We start from the raw sequence: 23,768 nt of genomic DNA, 5'->3' as shown, positions 1-23,768 counted from the left end.
CTGCGGTGGCCGACTCTGGCAAGAGCGCCTTCGTGGGCCGTGAAGTGACCAAGAGCGACCGCCCCGAGCTGACCGCCGCCAAGATCATCGTCTCCGGTGGCCGTGCCCTGGGCAGCGCCGAGAAGTTCAACGAAGTCATCACCCCCCTGGCCGACAAGCTGGGCGCCGCCATCGGTGCCAGCCGTGCGGCGGTCGATGCGGGCTACGCCCCCAACGACCTGCAGGTGGGCCAGACCGGCAAGATCGTGGCACCGCAGCTGTACATCGCGGCGGGCATCTCGGGTGCGATCCAGCACCTGGCCGGCATGAAGGACTCCAAGGTGATCGTGGCGATCAACAAGGACCCCGAGGCGCCGATCTTCTCGGTGGCCGACTATGGGCTGGAAGCCGACCTGTTTACCGCGGTGCCTGAACTGGTGAAGGCACTGTAAGCAGCGAAGACAAAAAGGAGGGGCGTGCCCCTCCTTTTTTGCATCGGGGGATGCAGGACGCCAGGACTTTCCACACAACAACAGCCTGCGAACACGGAGACGGGATATGCAAGAGACAAGCATGCGCATGCGCTATCGGCTGGCCTTGGCCGTGGTGTGTGCCGCCAGCGCCAGTCTGGCGCACGCGGACTGGGTGGTGGCCCAGGTGGCGCCGTTGACCGGGGCCACGGCGGTGCAGAGCAAGGCCTACGCCCAGGGCATGCGCCTGTATTTCAACGAGGTGAACAAGTCCGGCGGCGTGCACGGCGACCGCTTGCGCCTGGTCTCCGCCGATGACCGCGGCAGTCCCGAGGAAACAGTCAAGCAGACGCAGCGCCTACTTCAGGAGGCCAAGCCCGTGGCCCTGGCCGGCTACTTTGGCAACCGCAACCTGCAAGCCCTGCTGGACAGCAAGCTGCTGGAGCAGGCCTCCATCAGCCTGGTCGGCTTTCACAGCACCGACATGCGGGTGCTGAAGGCGCCGCAGCTGTTCAGCACGCGTGCCGGCTTGCCAGAGGAGGTGGAGAAGATTGCCAAGCACCTGGCCACCCTGGGCCTGACGCGCCTGGCCCTGGTGTACGACGAGCGCAGCGAGGACGAGGCCCTGACCCAGCTGGTCGGCAGCCTGGTGACCGCGTCCGGCGGACAGTTGCTGGCGCACGTGCCCTGGAAGGCCGGCAAGCAGGCGCAGGAGGCGGCCATCGACAGCTTGCAGCGCGCGGAGCCGCGCGCGCAGGCTGTGCTGGTGGTGGCGTCCAGCCCCGCCAGTGCGGCGTTCCTGGAGGCCTACCGCCTGGAAGGCGGGGCCGCCCAGGTGTATGCCACCTCCAGCGCTGACATCGAGCAGCTGGCCACCCGCCTGCCCGTGGAGCTGATGCGCGGGGTGTCGATCGCGCAGGTCGTGCCCAACCCCTATCGCTCCACCAACCGGCTGAACAAGGAATTGCGCGACCTGCTGGCCAAGCAGCCCAAGGAGGAGGCGCTGAGCGTGAGCTATCCGATGATGGAAGGCTATGTGAACGCCAAGGTGCTGGTCGAGGCCATGCGCCGCACCCAGCCGCTCAGCAGCGAGCGGCTGGCCGACAGCCTGCGCAGCATCCAGTCGCTGGACCTTGGTGGCTACTGGGTCACCTTTGCGCGGGGCTCACAGTCGGGCTCCCGGTTTGTGGATTTGAGCATCGTCAACGCGCAAGGCCGCGTGACGCAATAAATAGCAGTCAGCGCAAGCTGGACAAGCGCTGGAACCCATTTTTACTCTCAAGAAGAAAGCTGAGACATGAGCTATACCGCCCCCATCAAAGACATGCTGTTTGCCATGGAACACCTGGCCCATCTGGACCAGGTGGCGCAGATTCCGGGTTTCGAGGACGCCGGTCTGGAGACGGCGCAGGCCGTGCTGGAAGAAAGCGCCAAGCTGTGCGAGGGCGTGGTGGAGCCGCTGAACATTCCCGGCGACACCCAGCCCTCCAGCTTTGAGGGCGGCAAGGTCACCACCACCCCGGGCTTCAAGGAGGCCTACCAGCAGTTCGTGGAAGGCGGCTGGCAAGGCCTGCAGCACCCCGCGGCCTATGGCGGCCAGGGCCTGCCCAAGACGATTGGCGCGGCCTGCGTGGAAATGCTCAACAGCTCCAACATCAGTTTTGCGCTGTGCCCGCTGCTGACCGATGGCGCCATCGAAGCCCTGCTGACCGCGGGCAGCGACGACCTGAAGGCCACCTACCTGGAAAAGCTGATCACCGGCGAGTGGACCGGCTCCATGAACCTGACCGAACCCCAGGCCGGCTCGGACCTGGCCCTGGTGCGCACCCGGGCCGAGCCCCAGCCCGACGGCAGCTACAAGGTGTTCGGCACCAAGATCTTCATCACCTACGGTGAGCACGACATGGCGGACAACATCGTCCACCTGGTGCTGGCCCGGGTGGCCGGTGCGCCCGAGGGCGTCAAGGGCATCAGCCTGTTCGTGGTGCCCAAGTTCCTGGTGAACGCCGATGGCTCGCTGGGCGCGCGCAACGATGTGCACTGCGTCTCCATCGAGCACAAGATGGGCATCAAGGCCTCGCCCACGGCCGTGCTGCAGTACGGCGACCACGGTGGCGCCGTCGGCTATCTGGTGGGTGAGGAAAACCGCGGTCTTGAATACATGTTCATCATGATGAACGCCGCGCGCTATGGCGTGGGCATGCAGGGCATCGGTGTGTCCGAGCGGGCCTACCAGCGCGCCGTGCAGTACGCGCGCGACCGGGTGCAAAGCCGTCCCGTGGATGGCAGCGTGGCCGGCAGCGCCGCCATCATCCACCACCCCGATGTGCGCCGCATGCTGATGACCATGCGCGCCACCACCGAGGCCTGCCGCGCCATGGCCTCCACGGCGGCGGCGGCCTATGACGCGGCCCACCACCACCCCGATGCCGAGGTGCGCAAGGCGAATGCCGAGTTCTATGAATTCATGGTGCCCCTGGTCAAGGGCTACAGCACCGAGATGAGCCTGGAAGTGACCAGTCTGGGCGTGCAGGTGCACGGCGGCATGGGCTTCATCGAGGAAACCGGCGCCGCCCAGTACTACCGCGACGCCAAGATCCTGACCATCTACGAAGGCACGACCGCCATCCAGGCCAATGACCTGGTGGGCCGCAAGACGGCACGTGACGGTGGCAAGAACGCCAAGGACATTGCCGCCCAGATCGCCAAGACCGAAGACCAGCTGCGGGCCAGCGGCACCGCCGCTGCCCAGGCCATGGCCCTGCGCCTGCAGGCCGCACGCGCGGCGTTCCTGGACGTGGTGGACTTTGTGGCCGGCAAGGCCAAGGCCTCGCCCAACGCCGTGTACGCGGGCAGCGTGCCCTACCTGATGCTGACCGGCAATCTGGTGGCCGGCTGGCAGATGGGCCGCGCCCTGCTGGTGGCGCAGGACAAGCTGGCCCAGGGCGAGGACGTGGCCTTCATGCAGGCCAAGGTGGCCACGGCGCAGTTCTACGCCGAGCACATCCTGACCCGCACCACCAGCCTGCGCGACAGCATCCTGGCGGGTGGCGACAGCGCCTGCGCCCTGGCGCTGGACGCCTTCTGACGCCCTGGCGACAGACAGCACCGCGGTAAGGGCAGACCATGGGATGGCTGCTCTTATCATTAGAAAAGTGAGCTGCTGGCGCTTGTCTGGTCAGCGTTTGAAGCTTTTTTTCTATCAATCACAATAGATTCGGAGACCGTTGCATGTCCAAAATTCCTGCAGTGCTGCAAAACTTGGCATTGCCCGTGATCGGCTCGCCCCTGTTCATCATCAGCAACCCCAAGCTGGTCATTGCTCAGTGCAAGGCCGGCATCGTGGGCTCCATGCCCGCCCTGAATGCCCGCCCTGCGGAAATGCTGGAGGACTGGCTGGCCGAGATCACCGAAGAGCTGGCCGCGCACAACCGGGCGCACCCTGAATCGCCGGCCGCCCCGTTTGCCATCAACCAGATCGTGCACAAGAGCAACGACCGCCTGGAGCACGACCTGCAGGTCTGCGCCAAGTACAAGGTGCCGCTGATCATCACCAGCCTGGGCGCGCGCGAGGACGTGAACCAGGCCGTGCACAGCTGGGGCGGCGTGGTGATGCACGACATCATCAACAACAAGTTCGCCCACAAGGCCATCGAGAAGGGCGCGGACGGCCTGATCGCCGTGGCGGCGGGGGCTGGCGGCCATGCCGGCGTGAAGAGCCCGTTTGCCCTGATCCAGGAAATCCGCCAATGGTTTGACGGCCCGCTGGCGCTGTCGGGCTCGATGGCCTCGGGTGGCGCCATCCTGGCCGCCCAGGCGATGGGGGCGGACTTTGCCTACATCGGCTCGGCCTTCATCGCCACCGAAGAGGCCCGGGCCGCCGAGGAGTACAAGCAGGCCATCGTGGCGTGTAACTCGGACGACGTGGTGTATTCCAACCTGTTCACCGGCGTGCACGGCAACTACCTGGCGCCGTCGATCCGCGCGGCCGGCCTGGACCCGGACAACCTGCCGGTGTCGGACCCCAGCGCCATGAATTTTGGCTCGGGCCGCACCAAGGCCTGGAAGGACATCTGGGGCTGCGGCCAGGGGATTGGCGCCATCGACCAGGTCCTGCCTGCGGCCGAGCTGATTGCGCGTTTCAAGCGTGAATACCAGGAAGCCCGCCAGCGCCTGCAACTGGCCACGGCCTGACCCCTGGCGCCGCCGTCCCATCGGGGACTGGATGCGCAGGACATAGAAAGTTACAATTCGAACGCCTCGGTAGGCCATGGTCTGCCGTGCGCAGCCGCCAAGCCCCTGTGTGCCAGGCTGCCCTCTGCGAAGCGGGCGGTCTGTACCACAGGGGCTTGTCTTTTTTCAGTGCGCTCTCGCGGGCGCTGTTTTGTGAATTTTTTATGCAATTGACATCCTTCGGCGCCGTGGCGCTGGCATCGCCGGCCCTGGCCACTTCGGCCCACGCCGCCGAACCCACCCCCCAGGCGGTGACCGACCTGTTCCTGAAGTCCATCGTCCACATCGATGTCAAGTCCATGGAAGCCCTCAACGCCTACCTGCGCCCAGCGCGGACCTTCCCTGGCCAGGGGGATTTCATCAACGTCGCCGAGATGCAGGAAGTCGACCGGGACTATCCCAAGGATCTGGCCGCGACCTTCCTGGAAAACGTCCGCCTGAGCGATGCTGACAAGCAGGCGCTGGAGCCTGCCGCGGTGCAGCTGTTTGCCAACGTGCGCGATTCGCAAAAGCGCATCACCTGCACCCTGGGCAAGCCCCAGAACGTCACCGAGGGTGTGCACCCGGCGATGGTGGCCGTGAACGTGCCCTTCAACTGCCTGGCGCCCAATCCGCCCGAGAAGATCGTGGCCTTCCTGCAGCGCGCCGGTGCCGCCCAGTGGAACCTGCAGCAGTACCGCGAGCAGGTGCAGGCCCTGGCCAAGGGCTTTGAGACCGCCCCGTTGACCCAGGCCTGGGAAGGTGAACTGCCGCTGGCCGCCGAGAAGAAGAAAAAGCCCCTGGTGTGGCAGAACAACTTCCCGCGCGAAAGCATCGACGTCACGCCCTTGCAGTACTGAGCCACGCGGCCAAGCACGGCCCGTGCGATGGCCACGATGGCAACCATGCGCTGAACGCGGCAGACCATGCGGCGCACAGCGTGTGTGACATCGCCGCGGCATGCTGCCATCGCCCACCAGCGCCCTTCGGGGCGCTTTTTTTGGGCCTGCGCACCACGGGGCGGATGGAGGTCATGACACGGTCATTACCCCTCTTCCTATTCGGGTGAATTGATGGAAATCAACGCCGCAGTGTTTCACTCGACTACCTGAGCCCGTGCGGAAGTTGTTCTGCAGAAACCCTAGCATCTGCACAAATTTCAGTAAATACTGAAAATTCAGAATCAAATGGAATCCACTGACTTCGATCAAACGGCAAGCAAGCCCCGCGCCCAGCGTCGCCGTCCCGACCACGGTACCGCGTGGTCGGTCGTGGCCTCGCTGTTGTGGCTGCCGCAGGCGGCATTGCTGGCCACCGCCGTGCAGTGGATGGCCACAGGCCGTGCCGCTGAGGTGGGTGGGTTGGCGTTGGGTCTGCTGGTGCTGGGCGCGGCCAAGGCCTGGTGCGAGGGCCATGGCATGCGCCTGAGCTTTGAGGCCGCCCGGGCCCAGTTGGACACCCTGCGCGCCCAGGTGGTGCAAGCGCTGGCCAGCAGCTCACCCCTGGACACACGGCGCGTGCCGTCGGGCCAGGCCGCCAGCGCGGTGGCCGAACAGGCGGAGGCGATTGTGCCCTGGCTGTCGCGCTACCAGACCGCAATGTGGCGCACCCGGGTGCTGCCGCTGGTGATTGCCGCCGTGGTGGCTTGGCAATCCTGGGTGGCGGCGCTGATCCTGGTGGTGGCAGCGCCCTTGATTCCCCTGTTCATGGCCATCGTGGGCTGGCGTGCCCAGGCGGCCAGCCAGGAGCAGATGGTGCAGCTGGGTCAGATGAACGGTTTTCTGCTGGACCGCCTGCGCGGCCTGACCACGCTGCGTGCCCTGGGCGCGGTCGATGCCACGGCCCAGCGGCTGCGTGCGCATGCCGAATCCCTGCGCCAGCGCACCCTGCGCGTGCTGCGCATTGCCTTCCTGTCCTCGGCCGTGCTGGAGTTGTTTTCGGCGCTGGGCGTGGCCATGGTGGCCGTGTACGTGGGCTTTCACCTGCTGGGCTATCTGGAGTTCGGCACCTGGCACGGCCGCCTGAACCTAGGGCAGGCCTTGTTCGTGCTGCTGCTGGCCCCCAGCTTTTTCGAGCCGCTGCGCGAGCTGGCGGCCGTGTGGCACGACCGCGCCGCCGGCGAGGCCGCGGTGCAGACCCTGCAGGACATGGCCCGTGCGGCCCAGCCCTTGCCCGGGGCGTTGGCGGCCCACGCGCCCCAAGCCTCCGGGGCGCGGCAGGCCGCAGCACGGGTGACGCTGCACAACGTGCACATCCAGGCGCCGGGCGCCGTTGCCCTGGCCGCGGCGGTGCACCTGGACATACAGCCGGGCGAGCATGTCGCCCTGTGGGGCGCCAGTGGTAGCGGCAAGTCGGTGCTGCTGGCGCAGATCGCCGGCCTGCTGCCCACCCACCAGGGGCAGGTGCGGGTGGATGGCGTGCCCATGGAGGACTGCAACGCGGCGGCATTGCGCCAGCGCATGGCCTGGATGGGCCAGCACCCGCATGTGTTTGCGGGTTCGGCCGCCCGCAACATCCGCCTGGACCGTCCCGATGTGGCCGAGGCCGACGTGGCCCCGGCCATGCAGGCCGCGGGCCTGGGGGCCGTGCTGCAGGCACGCCCCAGCAGCAGCCTGGGGGAGGGCGGGCAGGGTCTGTCGGGCGGCGAGGCCGTGCGCCTGGCGCTGGCGCGCCTGGCCGTGGCGGCGCCCCAGGCCGGGGTGCTGCTGGTGGATGAACCCACGGCCCATCTGGATCCGATGACGGCCGCGCAGGTCATGCAGGCCTTGCTGCAGCTGGCCCAGGGGCGCACCCTGATCGTGGCCACCCACGACCCATTGCTGGCGGCGCGCATGGACCGGGTGGTGCCGGTGCAGGGCGCGGAGGTACTGGCATGAAGGCATCCCGCAGCAGCACACGCGCCATGCTGGTGGCGCTGGCGGCCATGGCGCCGCGCCACCTGTGGCTGGGGGGCATGGCCCTGGCCAGCTTGACCGTGCTGATGGGCATGGCGTTGCTGGGCCTGTCCGGCTGGTTCATTGCCGCCACGGCGCTGGCCGGGCTGGTGCCGGCCACGGCCCTGGTGTTCGACGTTTTCATGCCCAGTGCCGGCATCCGCTTGCTGGCCCTGGGACGCACCGGGGCGCGCTACGGCGAGCGCCTGGTCACGCACGATGCCACACTGGCCGTGCTGGCGGCGCTGCGCGAGCGCCTGTTCCGCAGCTGGGCCCCGGCCGGTGCTGCGTGGCAGCTGCGCCTGCGGCCCGCACGCTGGCTGCAGCGCCTGACCAGCGATGTGGACGCGCTGGACAGCCTGTACCTGCGCCTGGCCGTGCCGCTGGTGTCGGCCTGCGCGGCCGCGCTGCTGGCGGCCGTGGTGCTGGGCGCTATGCACGCGGGCCTGGGCCTGCTGCTGGGCCTGTGGCTGCTGGTGGCGGGCATGGCGATTGCCGCCGTGCTGGCCCTGCGTGCCCGCCGTCCGGCCCTGCGCCGTGCAGCCGCCCTGGAGCGCTTGCGCACCCAGGCCGTGGACCTGGTGGCCGGCCAGACCGAGCTGTTGATGGCCGGCCGGCTGCCGGCGCAATGTGCCCGCCTGGCGGCCACGGAGCGCAGCGTGGCCCAGGCCGACCGCCAGCTCAACCGCCTGGAAGCGCGGGCCAGCATGGCCTTTGGCATGGCCAGCACGCTGACCCTGGTGGGCGTGCTGCTGGCGGTGGGTTGGCTGGTCGAGCAGGGCGTGGTGGGGGCGCCGGGGGCGGCCCTGGCCCTGCTGGTGGCCCTGGCCGCGATGGAGCCTTTTGCCGCCTTGCGCCGTGGCGCGGTGGAAGCCGGCCGCACCTGGTTGTCCGTCCAACGGCTGGCACCCCAGGTGGTGCAAGCGCCAGCAGCTATCGAAATCAAAGTGACTGAACCACCGCCAGGCTGTGCCGTGCGGCTGCAGCAGGCGGCGGCCCAGCACCGCGGTAGCCCGCACCGGGCGCTGGCGGCCGTGGATCTGCAGATTCCCGCGGGCACCCAGGTGGCGCTGATCGGCGCCAGCGGCGCCGGCAAGAGCACGCTGCTGTCGCTGATCGCCGGCGAGCTGCCCGCCGTGCACGGCCAGGTGCTGGCCCAGCCCTGCACCTGGCTGACCCAGCGCACCGAGCTGTTCCAGGACAGCCTGCGCGACAACCTGAGCCTGGCCCAGCCGGACGCCAGCGATGCCCAGCTGTGGCAGGCGCTGGAGGATGCCGGCCTGGCCGCCGATGTGCGCGCCCTGCCCCAGGGGCTGGACACGCGCCTGGGCGAGGGCGGCTTGGGTTTGTCCGGCGGGCAGGCCCGCCGTCTGGCGCTGGCGCGGCTGTTGCTGCACCCCGCCGCGTGCTGGTTGCTGGATGAGCCCACGGAAGGATTGGATGCCGCCACGGCCCGGGATGTGCTGCAGTGCCTGCGCCAGCAGATGCACGGGCACACCGTGATCGTGGCGACCCACTGGCGCAGAGAGGCCGAAACAGCGGACCGTCTGCTCTGGGTGGAGGGGGGCCGCTTGCTGGCAGATGCCCAGCGCGGTACGGCGGATTTTGACAAGTTGCTGGGCCGACTGCGTGAGGACGCCGCCGAGCCTGCAGCACCTGCAACGGCCAAGGGTTTTTAAGAGAGAAAGGATTTCCCATGGACCTCGACATCGTCGATCTATCGCGATTGCAATTCGCGGTAACGGCGCTCTACCACTTCCTGTTCGTACCGCTGACCATTGGCCTGGCGGTGCTCGTGGCCATCATGGAGACTGTCTACGTGATGACCGGGCGCACCATCTGGCGCGACATGACCAAGTTCTGGGGTGTGCTGTTTGGTATCAACTTCGCCATGGGTGTGGCGACCGGCGTGGTGATGGAGTTCCAGTTCGGCATGAACTGGAGCTACTACAGCCACTATGTGGGCGACATCTTCGGCGCGCCGCTGGCCATCGAAGGGTTGATGGCCTTCTTCCTGGAAGCCACCTTCGTTGGCCTGTTCTTCTTCGGCTGGGACCGCATGACCAAGGTGCAGCACTTGATCGCCACCTGGCTGGTGGCCATCGGCTCCAACTTCTCGGCGCTGTGGATCCTGATCGCCAACGGCTGGATGCAAAACCCCGTGGGCGCGGCGTTCAACCCGCAGACCATGCGCATGGAGGTGACGGACTTCTTTGCCGTGCTGACCAATCCCGTGGCACAGGCCAAGTTCGTGCACACCGTGTCGGCCGGCTACACCGTGGCGGCGATCTTTGTGCTGGGCATCTCGGCCTGGTACCTGCTCAAGGGCCGCCACGTGGCCCTGGCCAAGCGCTCGATGACGGTGGCGGCCTCGTTCGGTCTGGCGGCCTCGCTGTCGGTGGTGGTGCTGGGGGACGAAAGCGGCTATTTGTCGTCGGAGCACCAGAAGATGAAGCTGGCCGCGATCGAAGCCATGTGGGACACCGAACCCGCGCCGGCCGCCTTCACGGCCGTGGGCATTCCGGACACGGCTGCGCGCGAGACGCACTATGCCGTGCACATCCCCTGGGTGATGGGGCTGATCGGCACCCGCTCGCTGGACACGCAGATCCCCGGCATCAACGACCTGGTGGCGCGTGCCGAAGAGCGCATCGAATCCGGCATCAAGGCCTATGACGCGCTGCAGACCATCCGCAGCTACAAGAAGCCGTCGGAAGTGCCGCAGAGCGCCGTCGACACATTCGAGGAGCATGGCGCCAACATGGGCTACGCCCTGCTGCTGATGCGCTACACCGACGATCCGCGCCAGGCCACCCGCCTGCAGATCCAGAAGGCCGCGGCGGACACCATTCCGCCCGTGGGTCCACTGTTCTGGTCCTTCCGCGTGATGGTGGCCCTGGGCATGTTCTTCATCCTGCTGACGGCCACCTTCTTCGTGCTGTCGGCCCGCCACAAGCTGGACGCCTACCCCTGGTTGCTGAAGGTGGCGGTGTTTGCCATCCCCCTGCCGTGGATTGCGGCCGAATGCGGCTGGATCGTGGCCGAGCTGGGCCGCCAGCCCTGGATCATTGAAGGCGTGTTGCCCACGGCCATGGCGGTGTCCAACCTGGGCGCCAGCACGGTGCTGCTGACGATTGCGCTGTTCGTGGCCATCTACACCGTCATGTTCGTCATCGAAATGGTGCTGATGCGCAAGGCCATCCTGAAGGGACCGCAGGAGGAAAGTGCCCCCCACCTGAGCAGCTACGCGAAAAAGCTCGTAGATGCCTACAGCGCCAAGTAACCGAGGGAGTCACACATGATCTTGCATGAACTTTTGAGCTATGACGTGCTGCGCGTCATCTGGTGGCTGCTGCTGGGCATTTTGCTCGTGGGCTTTGCGGTCACCGACGGGTTTGACCTGGGGGCCGCCGCCTTGCTGCGCGCCACCGGCAAAACCGATGTCGAGCGCCGCGTGGTCATCAACACCATCGGCCCCGTCTGGGAGGGCAACCAGGTCTGGCTGATTCTGGGGGGTGGCGCCATCTTTGCCGCCTGGCCCCAGCTGTATGCCATCTCCTTCTCGGGCTTTTACCTGGCCATGTTTGCGGTGCTGGTGTGCCTGATCTTGCGCCCGGTGGCCTTCAAGTTCCGCAGCAAGCGCGAAGGTGCCGCCTGGCGCAATGGCTGGGACTGGGTGCTGACCCTGTCCGGCTGGGGCGCGGCCCTGGTGTTTGGCGTGGCCATGGGCAATGTGCTGCTGGGCGTGCCATTCCGCCTGTCGGATGACATGCGCATCTACTGGGATGGCAGCTTTTTTGACCTGTTCACCCCGTTCGCGCTGCTGTGCGGCCTGGTGTCGCTGAGCATGCTGCTGATGCACGGCGCAGCGTGGCTGGTGTTCAAGACCGAAGGTGCCGTACAGGCGCGTGCCACCCGCTGGGGCGTGGGGGCCGCGGTGCTGACCACGGTGCTGTTTGCCGGTGCCGGTGTCTGGCTGGCGCAGCTGAGCGGCTTTGTGCTGACCGAAGCGATGAGCACCACCGGCCCGTCCAACCCGCTGCTCAAGTCGGCAGCGGTGGGCCAGGGCGCCTGGATGGCCAACTATGCCAAGCAGCCGCTGCTGTGGATTGTGCCCGCGCTGGGGGTGATCATGCCTTTGATCGCGGCCCTGGGCATGAAGCTGCGCCGTGAGTGGCTGGGCCTGCTGTCCAGCGGCCTGGGCATTGCCGGCATCGTGCTGAGTGTGGGCGTGTCCATGTTCCCCTTCATCCTGCCGTCGTCGGTCAACCCGCAGTTCAGCCTGATGGTGTGGGACGCATCGTCCAGCCACCTGACCCTGTTCATCATGCTGGTGTCCACCATCATCTTCCTGCCCATCATCCTGGCCTATACCAGCTGGGTGTTCCACATCATGCGGGGCAAGGTGAGCCCGGACGAGATTGCGCAGGGCAAGGGCCATGCTTACTAAAAAGTGAGTGGTCAACGCTTGTCCCATCAAGTTATTTCGAATGTTTCATCTTGAAATGCTCGATAGGCAAGCGCCACGCGCTCTGTTTTTTTGAACAATCAATCGCTGAAAGGAAGTTGCTATGTGGTACTTCGCCTGGATTTTGGGACTGCCGCTGGCGGCGGCGTTTGCCGTGCTCAACGCTATGTGGTTTGAGTTGATGGACGACGAGGCCACGCGCAAGGAGCTGCTGGCCAAGGCCGGCGCCACGCACGACTGACGCGCGGGCTCACACACCATGACCGCCTTCCCGGGAAGGCGGTTTTTTTATGCCTGCTCGCACTATGGGTAGGCAAGCGCGGCAGGGCGCGGTATGGTGGGACACCTGATCAAGCCCGCAGACAGGAGAACCCCAGGCCATGACCGATCACGACCTCAGACCCCCACGGCCATCCACGTCCCGTGGCAACAAGCTGGCGGCTGCCGCCCTGTTGCTGGCGCTGGCGGCGGGCGGCTGGTATGCCTGGCAGCGCATGCAGACCCCGCCAACCGTGGCACCGCCAGCGCCGGTATCGAGCGCAGCCCCGGAGGCCGCCCCTGTGTCGCAGCCCCCAGAACCTGCGCCCGCTGCCGCACCGGCACAGCCCGAAGGCCCACAGCACCCGGTAGCCGAACCCACCCAGGCAGGTGCGCCTGCGCCCGATGCGGCCGGGTTGGAACAGGCGGTCAGCGACTGGCTGGGCCGCACGCAGGTGCTCAAGTTCGTGGCCCTGCAGGGGCTGGCCCACCACATCGTGGCGACCATCGACAACCTGCCGCGCGGCCATGCTGCGCCGCGCCTGTGGCCCTTGTACCCCATCGGGGGGCGCATGCTTACCCAGCAAACAGCCGATGGCCGCTTGCAGATCGCCCCGGAGAACAGTGCGCGCTATGACGCGGTGGTCGGCTTTGTGGCCAGTGTGGACGTGGTCAAGGCCGCAGCCCTGTACCGCCGCTTTTATCCAGTGCTGCAACAAGCCTATGAAGAGCTCGGCTACCCCGGCCAGTACTTCAATGACCGGTTGGTGGCTGTGATTGACCACTTGCTGCAGGCGCCAGAGTCTGCGCAGCCTGTGGCGTTGCGCCTGGTGGAGGTCCAGGGTTCGGTTGCGCCCCAGCAGCCCTGGCTGCGCTATGAATTGGCGGATTCCCAATGGCAGTCGCTGTCGGCAGGCCACAAGATCCTGCTGCGCCTGGGTCCGGGCCATGCCCAGACCCTCAAGGCCCAGCTGCGCGCCTTGCGCAGCCAGATTGCGACAACGCGGCCCGGAGGCTGAGCGGTCCTTGGGCCGGACAAGCAAAAGGGCCTGCATGCAGGCCCTGGTCGATGTTAGGCCGCGCAGGTGATGCGCGTGCCTGGCTTACTGTTCCGGCGTCGGATCGCTGTCCTTGCTGGACTTGCCCTTGCCGCCGATGAGCCGGTCCTTGAAGTCCAGCACCTTGGTCACCGCCGCCCCCATGCCCATGAGTTGCATGGCTGTTTCGGGCTTGAGGCGCTGCACATCGTCAAACCAGGTCATGAGCTTTTCAATCAGCTCGTACATGTCTTGCATGCGCTGCTGGGCGTGGCGCTCGTCATCGGACGAGGCCTCTTCCAGCAGGGCCGAGCGCAGCATGGACTGGGTGGGTTCGATCTCGCGGCGGCGGCGTTCCTCGGCCAGGCGACGGAAAATTTCCCACACGTCTTGGGGGGCCTCGAAGTATTCGCGCCGATCACCGGGGTGGTGGCGCAGGTTGACCAGTCGCCACGACTGCAATTCCTTCAGCCCCATGCTGACGTTGGAGCGGGAGAACTCCAGGGTTTCCGAGATTTCCTCCGCATTCAGCGCGCGTGGCGACAGGTAGAGCAACGCGTAGATCTGCCCCACGGTGCGGTTGATGCCCCAACGGCTGCCCATCTCGCCAAAGTGCGAAACGAATTGCCGGTTCAATGGAGGAAGTGGGGGTGTCTGTGTCATGGCGAACATTGTGCCTAGGAATGGATGCTTTCAGCATTGTCTGAAATCACAGGCTCGGCAAGGATGGGTAATTCCCAGTGCCGCCGCCTTGTGCTCCGGTGTTTCGCTAGGCAGCGCGTGCGCTGCGGGGTGTGTCCAGCGTCTGGCTGGCTCAGCGGTGCAGTTCGCCAGCGCTTTCAGGCTGGTAGGTGATGGCATCCACGCGGACGGTCACGGGCTTGCCGGCTGGGCTGGGCAACGCAAACACATCGCCTTCGCGCAGGCCCAGCAGGGCCGTGCCCACAGGGGCGAACACCGACACCTTGTCCGGGCTGCCATCGGCTTCCTTGGGGTAGACCAGGGTCAGAGTCTGGCTCTTGTCGCTTTCCAGCAGGGTGAAGCGGACGGTGGAGTTCATCGTGACCACATTGGCCGGCATTTCGTGCGGCTCCAGCACGTCCGCGCGGTTGAGTTCGGCCTCCAGGGCTTGCAGGCCCGGGAAGTTGCTGGGCAGCTTTTCCATCAGGGTTTCGAGGCGGTCCATGTCCAATGCAGACAGGGTGATAGCAGGCTTGGTGGTGGCCATGAGGTGCTTCCTAGCGGATGTGTGGAACAAACCGTGTGTCAAAGGTCAGACGCCTACACGGAGAAAGGCCCGGGCAACAGGGTTGTCCGGGCCATAGGGCTGCACAAAAATGGTGCGTTGCGTCGATTGTGGCCGCTTGCCAGATAAATGCAAGCAATCCGCACGCAGCTGGTGCGGATCTGGATGCGGGGCCAGCCCCGCGCTGCCATCGTGGGTCAACCCGCACGGGCGGCGTCGGCCAACTGCTGGGCGCAGTGGCGGGCCTGGGCGGCATCGCGCGCCTCCACCATCACGCGCAGCAGCGGCTCGGTGCCACTGGCGCGGATCAGCACGCGGCCGCTGTCGCCCAACTGCTGTTCGATGGCCGCTTGCGTCTGGGCCAGCTGGGTATTGCTCTTCCAGTCCTGGCCCGGGGCCAGGCGCACGTTGATCAGCTCCTGCGGGAACAGCGTCAGCTCCTGCAGCTGCTGTGCCAAGGTCTTGCCGCTGCGCACGCAGCTTTGCAGCACCTGCAGTGCGGAAACCAGTCCGTCGCCCGTGGTGTGCTTGTCCAGGGCCAGCAGGTGGCCGGAGCCCTCGCCACCGATCTGCCAGCCCTTGTCGTTCAGGGCTTCCAGCACGTAGCGGTCGCCCACTTTGGCGCGCACAAACTCGATGCCGCGCTGCTTGAGGGCCACTTCCACGGCCATGTTGGTCATCAAGGTGCCCACGGCACCCTGGACCTGCATGCCGCGCTGCACGCGGTCCTGCACCATCAGGTACATCAGCTCGTCGCCGTTGTACAGGCGGCCGGTCTGGTCAACCATCAGCAGGCGGTCGGCATCGCCATCCAGCGCCACGCCATAGTGGGCGTGGTTGGCGCGCACCGCGAGTGTCAGCGCTTCGGGGTGGGTGGCGCCGACATCGTGGTTGATGTTCAGACCATCCGGCTGGCAACCAATCGCAATGACCTCGGCCCCCAGTTCATGGAACACCTTGGGGGCGATGTGGTAGGCCGCGCCGTGGGCGGCATCGACCACAATCCGCAGCCCGCGCAGGGACAGGTGGTTGTCGAAGGTGCTCTTGCAAAACTCGATGTAGCGGCCTGCGGCGTCATCCAGGCGCTTGGTCTTGCCCAGCGCGGCCGAGTCGACCCATTGCGGGGCTTCGTCCAGCGCGGTCTCGACGGCTTCTTCCCAGGCATCGTCTAGCTTGGTGCCCTGGGCACTGAAGAACTTGATGCCGTTGTCGTAAAACGGGTTGTGGCTGGCGCTGATGACCACGCCCAGGCTGGCGCGCTGGGTGCGCGTCAGGTAGGCGACGCCGGGGGTGGGCAGGGGGCCCAGCAAGGTGACATCCACGCCAGCGGCGTTGAAGCCCGCTTCCATGGCGGCTTCCAGCATGTAGCCCGAGATGCGGGTGTCCTTGCCGATCAGCACGGAGGGGCGCTCCTGGGTGCGCTTGAGCACCCGCCCCACGGCATGTGCCAGACGGAGTGCGAAATCCGGGGTGATGGGCGACTGGCCCACTTTGCCGCGGATGCCATCGGTGCCGAAATAGGTGCGTGCCATGCGTGTTGTCCTTGGTTTTATGCGGAGGTGGCGGGTGGTTGCATGGCTTGCCAGACGGACAAGGCGGCCCGGGTGTCCGCCACATCGTGGACCCGGACCACCCGTGCACCGCGCTCGACGGCCAGCAGCGCCGCAGCGACGCTGGGGACCATGCGTTGCTCGACCGCAAGGCCACTGACCGTGCCCAGGGAGCCCTTGCGCGACCAACCTGCCAAAAGCGGGAAGTCTAGTTCCAGCAGCTCGTGCTGGCGCGCAAGCAGTGCAAAATTTTGTGCCACGCTCTTGCCAAAACCAATCCCGTAGTCCCAGACGATGCGGTTGCGCTGCACCCCGCGCTGCAACAGCGACTGGGTTTCGTGCAGCAGGAAATCACGCACCTGCGGCACCGGGTCACCGGACATGTGGTCCAGGTGCATGTTCTGGGGCGTCTGGTGCATGTGCATCAGGCAGACCCCACAGCTGGGGTGGCGGGCCACCACGTCCTGGGCGCCGGGTTGCCGGAGGCCCCAGATGTCGTTGACGATGTCCGCCCCAGCGTCCAGCACAGCCTGCATCACGGCGGGCTTGTAGGTGTCCACGGAAATTGGGACCCTGAGCTTGACGGCTTCCTGCACCACGGGCAGGACGCGGCGCATCTCCTCGTCCTGTGGCACGGCTGGGGAGCCCGGGCGTGTCGATTCGCCGCCGATGTCCAGAATGTCGGCGCCGTCACGAATCAGCTTTTCCGCGTGACGCACGGCCGCCAGATCCCGGTGCCGGCCCCCGTCGGAAAAGGAGTCCGGGGTGTTGTTGACAATGCCCATGATCAGCGGGCGTTGCAGGTCCAGTAGAAAGCGTGAGGTTTGCCAATACATGGGCAGGCTCCCAAAGAATCGCGCCAGGAGGCGGCCAAAAGAAAACGGGGCGCGAAGGCCCCGTTGCTGTGCTGTGTCCGCTTAAGCCGCAGTCGGTGATGGGTCGGCGTCCACAGCGGGTGTGCCGCCCCCGGACGAATTGCCATCATCGCTGGACTTGGGCGTGCGGGGGACCCAGTCCTTGGGAGGGCGGGGATCCTTGCCGGCAAAAATGTCATCCAGCTGTTCGGTGTCGATGGTTTCCCATTCGAGCATGGCCTTGGCCATGGCGTGCATCTTGTCGCTGTTGTCTTCGATCAGCTTGCGTGCCAGGTTGTACTGCTCGTCAATGATGCGGCGCACTTCATCGTCCACCTTCTGCATGGTGGCCTCCGAAAGGTTGGCACCCTTGCTGAAGCTGCGGCCCAGGAAGGGCTCACCATCCTGTTCGGAATAGACCATGGTGCCCAGGGCGTCGCTCATGCCGTAGCGCGTCACCATGTCGCGCGCGATCTGGGTCGCACGCTCGAAGTCGTTCGAGGCGCCGGTGGTCATCTGGTTCATGAACACCTCTTCCGCGATGCGGCCCCCAAACAGCATGGCGATCTGGTTCAGCATGTACTCCTTGTCGTAGGAGTAGCGGTCCTTCTCGGGCAGGCTCATGGTCACGCCCAGTGCACGGCCGCGCGGGATGATGGTGACCTTGTGCACGGGATCGCACTTGGGCAGCAGGCGGCCGATCAGGGCGTGGCCTGCTTCGTGGTAGGCCGTGTTGCGGCGCTCTTCCTCGGGCATGACCATGGACTTGCGCTCGGGGCCCATGATGATCTTGTCCTTGGCCTTCTCGAAGTCCTGCATCTCCACGGTGCGGGCGTTGCGGCGCGCAGCCATCAGGGCGGCTTCGTTGCACAGGTTGGCCAGATCGGCGCCGGACATGCCAGGCGTGCCGCGGGCAATCACGGACGGATTCACGTCCTGGCCCACGGGGATCTTGCGCATGTGCACGTTCAGGATCTGTTCGCGGCCACGGATGTCGGGCAGCGTCACATAGACCTGACGGTCGAAGCGGCCGGGGCGCAGCAGGGCGGCATCCAGGATGTCGGGACGGTTGGTGGCCGCCACGACAATCACGCCGAGGTTGGTTTCAAAACCATCCATCTCGACCAGCATCTGGTTCAGCGTCTGCTCGCGTTCGTCATTGCCGCCGCCCATGCCGGCGCCACGCTGGCGGCCCACGGCATCGATTTCGTCGATGAAGATGATGCAGGGGGCATTCTTCTTGGCGTTCTCGAACATGTCGCGCACACGGGCCGCGCCCACGCCGACGAACATTTCCACGAAGTCGGAGCCGGAAATCGAGAAGAAGGGCACCTTGGCCTCGCCGGCAATCGACTTGGCCAGCAAGGTCTTGCCGGTACCGGGCGGGCCGACGAGCAGCAGGCCACGGGGGATGCGGCCACCCAGCTTCTGGAATTTGTTGGGGTCCTTCAGGAAGTCGACGACTTCCTTGACTTCTTCCTTGGCTTCATCGCAACCGGCCACGTCGGCAAAGGTGACGGTGTTGTTGTTCTCGTCCAGCATGCGCGCCTTGGACTTGCCGAAGCTGAACGCACCGCCCTTGCCGCCGCCCTGCATCTGGCGCATGAAGTACACCCACACGCCAATCAGCAGCAGCATGGGGCCCCAGCTGATCAGCAGGCTCATCAGCAGCGAGCCTTCTTCGCGGGGTTTGACGTCGAACTTGACATCGTTGGCAATCAGGTCACCGACCAGACCGCGGTCCAGGTAGGTGGCCGTCGTGCGAATGCGACGATCGTCGGTGGTCAAGGCAACGATCTCGGTACCGCCCTGACCTTCCTGAATGGTTGCACTCTTGATGCGGTTGTTGCGCACCTCAGAGAGGAATTCCGAATAGCCGATGTGGTTTGCACCAGTGCTGCTGCGGTTATCAAATTGCTTGAAAACCGTAAACAACACCATGGCAATGACCAGCCAGACGGCAATTTTTGAAAACCACTGATTGTTCAAGCGGGGCTCCAAGGAAAAAAGGAGAAATACAGTCACACATGGACGCTATGCATCCATATGCGACCCATTTTAGGTCTTTCAAGCGGCAGGGCCGAACCCTTATTCCCGCCAAGGCAATAGGAAACTGGGGTTTTCCGCTGTGCGTTGGGTCAACCCTGGTGTTCCCGGTTTTTATTTCAGGCCCATGCCGATCAGGAAAGTCTCGGACGATTTGTCGCGCGAGGACTTGGGCTTGAGGGTCTTGACGACCTTGAAATGCTCACGGAACAGCTTGACCAAATCGTCGTAGCCGGGGCCATGGAACACCTTGGCCACCAGGGCACCTTCGGGGCGCAGGTGGTGGCTGGCAAAGTCCACGGCCAGCTCGATCAGGTGCTCCACCCGGGCACCATCGGTGGTGCTGTTGCCAGACAGGTTGGGGGCCATGTCGGAGACCACCACGTCGACAGGGCGGCCCTGGACGACGGCTTCCAGCTGGGTGAGTACAGACTCTTCACGGAAGTCGCCCTGGATGTAGTGCACGCCCTCGATGGGTTCCATGGGCAGCAGGTCCAGCGAGATGATGGTGCCGTTCAGCGTGCCGGCGGCAGCCCCGGCGGGCGACATCTTGCGCCGCACATACTGGCTCCAAGCGCCGGGCGTGCAGCCCAGATCCACCACGATCTGCCCGGGGCGGATCAGTTTGAAGGTTTCGTCGATTTCCTTGAGTTTGTAGGCCGCGCGGGCGCGGTAGCCGTCCTTTTGGGCGGCTTGCACATAAGGGTCGTTCAGGTGGGCATTCAGCCAATTCTTGTTGACCTTCTTGCTTTTCGTTTTGGTATTCATCGCAAATTTCTTCCAGCCTCGATAATACGGGCATGCCCCAAATTGAATTAACTCCCGCGGAGCGCCGGGAACACCGCGCCAACGCCCACCATCTGGACCCCGTGGTCATGATCGGTGGTGACGGCTTGACACCCGCCGTCCAGAAGGAAGTTGACGCCGCCCTGAATGCGCATGGCCTGATCAAGGTGCGTGTGTTCGGCGACGACCGTGCCGCGCGCGAACAGGTCTACCTGCAACTGTGCGACGAACTCAACGCCGCTCCCATCCAACACATCGGCAAGCTGCTGGTCCTGTGGCGCCCCATTCCCGACAAGGACAAGGCGCTGGACGAAGACCGCAAGGCCGGCCCCCGCGACATCAAGCTGCTGAAGTTCGGCCGTGCCGGCAGCAAGCCCGAGGTCAAGCAGATTCGCGTGCTGGGCAACCAGCGCCTGACCCAGGGTGGTCTCGTTAAGCGTGCCAAGAAGGCAGGCCCCAAGTCGACCAAAAAAGGTCACTAAGCCTTGCCGCGCACCAGCATGAGCACAACCACCTCCACCGCGCCACAGCGCCATATCCTGTGCATGAAGTGGGGCACCAAATACGGGCCGGAATATGTGAACCGCCTGTACGCCATGGTGCGCCGTCATCTCAGTGGTGATTTTCGCTTTGTCTGCCTGACCGACAACGCTGAAGGGATTCGTTCCGAGGTCGAATGCCTGCCCATTCCCTCGCTGGACCTGCCCCCAGGCATCCCCGAGCGTGGCTGGACCAAGCTGACCACGTTCACCAAAGACCTGCACGGCCTGCGCGGAACGGCGCTGTTCCTGGATGTGGACGTGGTCATCACCGGACCTCTGGATGACTTCTTCACCTACCCCGGTGAGTTCCTCATCATCCACGACCACAAGCGTCCGTGGCGCATCACGGGGAACTCGTCCGTGTACCGCTTCGAGCTGGGGGCGCATGCCGACGTGCTGGAGTATTTCCGCGGCCACTTCGAGGACATCCGCAAGCAGTTCCGCAATGAGCAGGCCTACTTGTCGGATGCGATCCACAAGCAAGGCAAGCTCAAGTACTGGCCGGCCGAGTGGTGCCCGAGCTTCAAGTACCACTGCATCCCGACCTGGCCGACCAACTTCTGGAAGCCCACGTTTGTGCCACCGAATGCGCGCATCGTGATCTTCCATGGCGAATGCAACCCGCCCGATGCCCTGGCAGGTCGCCGCAATCGGCGCTTCCGTTACATCCAGCCCGCCACCTGGGTGGCGGAGCATTGGCGCGAGTGATGCCTTGCCCGCCATGCGCGAGCAAGCCCCTCCTGGCCCACGGCCGGAGGGGCTTTTTTAACGATTCCAGGATCTGGCGATGACTTCCCAAGAACAACCGCGCAACCCCCTGCATGGCCTGACGCTGGAGCGCATGCTCACCGACCTGGTCGACCACTACGGCTGGGCCGAGCTGGGCGCGCGCATTCCCGTGCGCTGCTTCAACCTGGATCCCAGCATTCCGTCCAGCCTGCGCTTTCTGCGCAAGACCCCCTGGGCGCGAGAGAAGGTGGAGCAGCTGTACCTGTACACCTTGCGGCAACACCAGCGTGCCCAGCGCTGACCGTGAACCACCCCGCACCCAGTGGTGATGGCGCACCGGCTGGCGGGCGATGCACTGGAGACGGGCCTGCCACAAGGCGGGTGAGGGCCTGTTGGCAGCGACCCCGGCAACAGCAATGCGGCTCAATGTCTGCGTCATGACAGCGTGAACCCCACCCAGCTCGGGCGTGGCGTCTCATCCGGTGTTCAGGGCGGTTCGTCTGTCTGATGGGCTGTGGATGGACATCACCGAGAAATGTGCCAAAAAATTGGCGGATAGTGCTTATCCAGACTGCGCAAGCCGCTATGTATTTTTTGCAGCTGGAATCCATGGTCAGCATCAATCATCTGCCTGCCTGCCTGCCTGCCTGGCGGGCGGTGCCGCCGGTTGCACTGGGTTATAGGCTGGACTGTGTGGCGCCGGGGAGCACCGTGCCTGTGCCGACATCCCGGCGCAACCCGGAGGGTGTCAGTGCCCACCTCCGTAGTTTCCAGGGCGGTGGCGGCCCTTTCGCGGCGGATGAATCTGAGAGAATTTGCTGTCCCTGCTCTGGCACTTGTCATGACCGATACCACTTTCTTCACGGCCAGTCAGTACGAAGCCATCTGCGCCAGTCTGCCTGACCCGACCTTCATCCTGACGTAGACGGGGCGCTACGCGGCCATCCTGGGCGGCAAGGACAAGCGCTACTACCACGACGGCAGCTCCCTGGTCGGCAAGTACATCGCCGATGTGCTGGTGGCGTCCAAGACCGACTGGTTCTTGCAGCAGATCCGGGACACGCTGGCCCGCCAGCAAATGCTGGTGGTCGAGTACGAACTGAGCGCTCACGATGTGCTGGGCCTGCCCACCGATGGACCGGTGGATGCCATCTGGTTCGAAGGCCGGATCACCGCCTTGGACCAGCCTTGCTGCGGCGAGCGCGCCGTCGTCTGGGTGGCCAGCAACATCACCGCCAGCAAGCGGCTGCAGCAGCAACTGCAGCAGCAGGCCATGAACGACGAACTGACGGGGCTGCACAACCGCCGGCGCTTCATGCAGGTGCTGGAAGAGGCCTACGCCGCCTTCCAGCGGCAGGCCACGCCCACCTGGTTGGTGAGTTTTGATGTGGACCACTTCAAGGCCATCAACGACGATTTGGGCCACCCGGCGGGCGACCAGGCGCTGCGCGATCTGGCCGGCATGGTGCAACAGGCCGCGGCGGCCGAGGACCTGGTGTGCCGCCTGGGGGGCGATGAGTTCGCTCTGCTATGCCCCGCGCGCAGCCTGGCAGAGGTCACCGCGCTGGCGCAGCGCCTGCTGCATGGTGGGCGCCAGGTGCTGCAGCCCTATGCCACGGGGGAGCCCGCACCCACGCTGAGCATCGGGATCGCCCATTTTCTGCCCCAGGACCGCAGCACCGAAGACATCCTGCGCCGTGCCGACCAGGCCCTGTACCTTTCCAAGACCCAGGGGGGTCACCAGATGAGCACCACCGGCTGCGCCCAGGAGTGAACACCATGCTGCTGATCGTCGGTACCGTCTCTCTGCCCGCTGAGAACCTCGAGCACGCGCGCCCCGCCATGCGGGCGATGGTCGAGGCCTCGCGCGCCAAAGCCGGCTGTCTGGCCTACCACTACGCCGAGGATGTGCTGGTGCCCGGACTGATCCATGTCAAAGAACTGTGGACGGACCAGGCGGCCCTGGATGCCCATTTCGCCTCGGCCCACCTGCAGGCCTGGCGGGCCAGCTGGCCCGCGCTGGGCCTGGGCAACCGGGATTTGCAGGTGTACGAAGTCGGCGCGCCGCGCGCCACCTAGGCCTGTTTGCAGCCCCTGCGTGCCCGTTCAGGGGGCGGTTTGTGCACGTTACACTGCGCAACATCTATGTTGCAGCGCATCCGTCAACACAAAACTTTCGCCGCGGTGGTCATCGCGGTGTTCGCTTTGCTGTTGCTGGCGGCCGCGCTGTCCGGCGCCCGGGTGCGTGCGGCATCGCCCGCCGACCTGGTGGGCGCCGATGTCTGCACCACCAGCCAGATGCTGGCCGTGGGCCATGAAGACCACGCGGTGCCCGCCCCCTGGGACACGGTAGCGGCCGATGGCTCGCACGGTGCGCACACGCCCGATTGCGTGCTGTGTATTGCACTGGCGCCGCCGGTGCTGTGGACGGCCGATGTGCACCGTCCGCCCGTACCGTCCTTCCACCTGAAGTGGCGCAGCCTGCCCGCCCAGCTGGCCCTGCTGGAGGTGGCCACCCCCCCGCCAGCACGCGGCCCGCCCCAGCGCTTCGTGTGATGGCGTGCAGGCAGGCCTGGCGGCCTGCCGCCTCGCACGTCCTGCATCTTCCCCGCACCAGTCCTGGCCACCGCGCACTGCGCCGTGGCGGGCTGTGCCTTT

At 65.6% G+C, this 23,768-nt stretch carries 23 protein-coding genes; 17 read left to right on the top strand and 6 right to left on the bottom strand.

Features of this window, described 5'->3' with window-relative positions:
- The 11 genes from CA2_RS09395 to CA2_RS09350 form a co-directional block, all read left to right on the top strand.
- On the top strand, positions 1 to 431 hold a 431-nt coding region (locus tag CA2_RS09395), incomplete at its 5' end, for an electron transfer flavoprotein subunit alpha/FixB family protein (RefSeq protein ID WP_042415818.1).
- Positions 432 to 537: 106 nt separating this feature from the next.
- Complete coding sequence (locus CA2_RS09390; RefSeq protein ID WP_245620920.1) at positions 538 to 1,680, top strand: ABC transporter substrate-binding protein; 1,143 nt, start codon at positions 538 to 540, stop codon at positions 1,678 to 1,680.
- Between the two features lie 66 nt (positions 1,681 to 1,746).
- Positions 1,747 to 3,537, top strand: a complete 1,791-nt coding sequence (locus CA2_RS09385) for an acyl-CoA dehydrogenase (protein ID WP_042415761.1) — start codon at positions 1,747 to 1,749, stop codon at positions 3,535 to 3,537.
- A gap of 143 nt (positions 3,538 to 3,680) precedes the next feature.
- On the top strand, positions 3,681 to 4,643 hold the full coding sequence (locus CA2_RS09380) for an NAD(P)H-dependent flavin oxidoreductase (protein ID WP_042415759.1): 963 nt from the start codon (positions 3,681 to 3,683) through the stop codon (positions 4,641 to 4,643).
- A 203-nt stretch (positions 4,644 to 4,846) separates the two neighbouring features.
- On the top strand, positions 4,847 to 5,521 hold the full coding sequence (locus CA2_RS09375) for a hypothetical protein (protein ID WP_042415755.1): 675 nt from the start codon (positions 4,847 to 4,849) through the stop codon (positions 5,519 to 5,521).
- Positions 5,522 to 5,848: 327 nt separating this feature from the next.
- Positions 5,849 to 7,537: a thiol reductant ABC exporter subunit CydD gene (cydD, locus tag CA2_RS09370; protein WP_081888937.1), complete on the top strand. Its 1,689-nt coding sequence runs from the start codon at positions 5,849 to 5,851 to the stop codon at positions 7,535 to 7,537.
- Complete coding sequence (cydC, locus tag CA2_RS09365) at positions 7,534 to 9,273, top strand: thiol reductant ABC exporter subunit CydC (protein ID WP_042415752.1); 1,740 nt, start codon at positions 7,534 to 7,536, stop codon at positions 9,271 to 9,273. Before cydD ends, cydC begins: the two co-directional genes overlap by 4 nt.
- A gap of 17 nt (positions 9,274 to 9,290) precedes the next feature.
- Positions 9,291 to 10,877 carry a cytochrome ubiquinol oxidase subunit I gene (locus CA2_RS09360; RefSeq protein WP_042415749.1) on the top strand — a complete coding sequence of 529 codons (1,587 nt, stop codon included), beginning with the start codon at positions 9,291 to 9,293 and terminating at the stop codon, positions 10,875 to 10,877.
- A gap of 15 nt (positions 10,878 to 10,892) precedes the next feature.
- A complete protein-coding gene (gene cydB / locus CA2_RS09355; RefSeq protein ID WP_042415746.1) occupies positions 10,893 to 12,044 on the top strand; it encodes a cytochrome d ubiquinol oxidase subunit II in 1,152 nt (383 codons plus the stop codon).
- A gap of 121 nt (positions 12,045 to 12,165) precedes the next feature.
- Complete coding sequence (cydX, locus tag CA2_RS17185) at positions 12,166 to 12,303, top strand: cytochrome bd-I oxidase subunit CydX (RefSeq protein ID WP_052369891.1); 138 nt, start codon at positions 12,166 to 12,168, stop codon at positions 12,301 to 12,303.
- 139 nt (positions 12,304 to 12,442) lie between these two features.
- Positions 12,443 to 13,339, top strand: coding sequence for a DUF3014 domain-containing protein (locus tag CA2_RS09350; RefSeq protein ID WP_042415742.1), 897 nt, complete (start codon positions 12,443 to 12,445; stop codon positions 13,337 to 13,339).
- An 84-nt stretch (positions 13,340 to 13,423) separates the two neighbouring features.
- Here the strand turns inward: CA2_RS09350 and CA2_RS09345 are convergent, their stop codons facing one another.
- The 6 genes from CA2_RS09345 to CA2_RS09320 all read right to left on the bottom strand — a co-directional run bounded on the left by CA2_RS09345 (position 13,424) and on the right by CA2_RS09320 (position 19,821).
- Positions 13,424 to 14,029 carry a GbsR/MarR family transcriptional regulator gene (locus tag CA2_RS09345; RefSeq protein WP_042415739.1) on the bottom strand — a complete coding sequence of 202 codons (606 nt, stop codon included), beginning with the start codon at positions 14,027 to 14,029 and terminating at the stop codon, positions 13,424 to 13,426.
- 142 nt (positions 14,030 to 14,171) lie between these two features.
- Positions 14,172 to 14,585, bottom strand: a complete 414-nt coding sequence (gene rnk / locus CA2_RS09340) for a nucleoside diphosphate kinase regulator (RefSeq protein WP_042415736.1) — start codon at positions 14,583 to 14,585, stop codon at positions 14,172 to 14,174.
- Between the two features lie 215 nt (positions 14,586 to 14,800).
- A complete protein-coding gene (gene glmM / locus CA2_RS09335) occupies positions 14,801 to 16,135 on the bottom strand; it encodes a phosphoglucosamine mutase (protein ID WP_042415733.1) in 1,335 nt (444 codons plus the stop codon).
- Between the two features lie 17 nt (positions 16,136 to 16,152).
- On the bottom strand, positions 16,153 to 16,989 hold the full coding sequence (gene folP, locus CA2_RS09330; RefSeq protein ID WP_042415730.1) for a dihydropteroate synthase: 837 nt from the start codon (positions 16,987 to 16,989) through the stop codon (positions 16,153 to 16,155).
- 81 nt (positions 16,990 to 17,070) lie between these two features.
- Entirely contained in the window at positions 17,071 to 18,996 is a 1,926-nt protein-coding gene (gene ftsH / locus CA2_RS09325; protein WP_042415728.1) for an ATP-dependent zinc metalloprotease FtsH, read from the bottom strand.
- 171 nt (positions 18,997 to 19,167) lie between these two features.
- Positions 19,168 to 19,821, bottom strand: coding sequence for an RlmE family RNA methyltransferase (locus tag CA2_RS09320; protein ID WP_042415726.1), 654 nt, complete (start codon positions 19,819 to 19,821; stop codon positions 19,168 to 19,170).
- A 32-nt stretch (positions 19,822 to 19,853) separates the two neighbouring features.
- Between CA2_RS09320 and CA2_RS09315 the strand changes: the two genes are divergently transcribed.
- From CA2_RS09315 to CA2_RS09290, 6 genes are all read left to right on the top strand, one after another.
- Positions 19,854 to 20,321 carry a YhbY family RNA-binding protein gene (locus CA2_RS09315; protein WP_042415723.1) on the top strand — a complete coding sequence of 156 codons (468 nt, stop codon included), beginning with the start codon at positions 19,854 to 19,856 and terminating at the stop codon, positions 20,319 to 20,321.
- Between the two features lie 18 nt (positions 20,322 to 20,339).
- Entirely contained in the window at positions 20,340 to 21,089 is a 750-nt protein-coding gene (locus CA2_RS09310) for a glycosyl transferase (RefSeq protein ID WP_042415722.1), read from the top strand.
- Positions 21,090 to 21,168: 79 nt separating this feature from the next.
- A complete protein-coding gene (locus CA2_RS09305; RefSeq protein ID WP_042415719.1) occupies positions 21,169 to 21,411 on the top strand; it encodes a VF530 family protein in 243 nt (80 codons plus the stop codon).
- A gap of 711 nt (positions 21,412 to 22,122) precedes the next feature.
- A complete protein-coding gene (locus CA2_RS09300) occupies positions 22,123 to 22,884 on the top strand; it encodes a GGDEF domain-containing protein (protein WP_245620919.1) in 762 nt (253 codons plus the stop codon).
- Positions 22,885 to 22,889: 5 nt separating this feature from the next.
- Entirely contained in the window at positions 22,890 to 23,189 is a 300-nt protein-coding gene (locus tag CA2_RS09295) for a putative quinol monooxygenase (RefSeq protein ID WP_042415811.1), read from the top strand.
- A gap of 66 nt (positions 23,190 to 23,255) precedes the next feature.
- A complete protein-coding gene (locus CA2_RS09290; RefSeq protein ID WP_052369889.1) occupies positions 23,256 to 23,666 on the top strand; it encodes a DUF2946 family protein in 411 nt (136 codons plus the stop codon).
- Positions 23,667 to 23,768 lie beyond the last annotated feature (102 nt).

Origin of the sequence: Comamonas aquatica NBRC 14918 (genome assembly GCF_000739875.1) — a bacterium.
Classification (GTDB): Bacteria; Pseudomonadota; Gammaproteobacteria; order Burkholderiales; family Burkholderiaceae_C; genus Comamonas; species Comamonas aquatica.
Note: the sequence above shows the minus strand (reverse complement) of the source record. Positions and strands in the feature narration are given on the sequence as shown.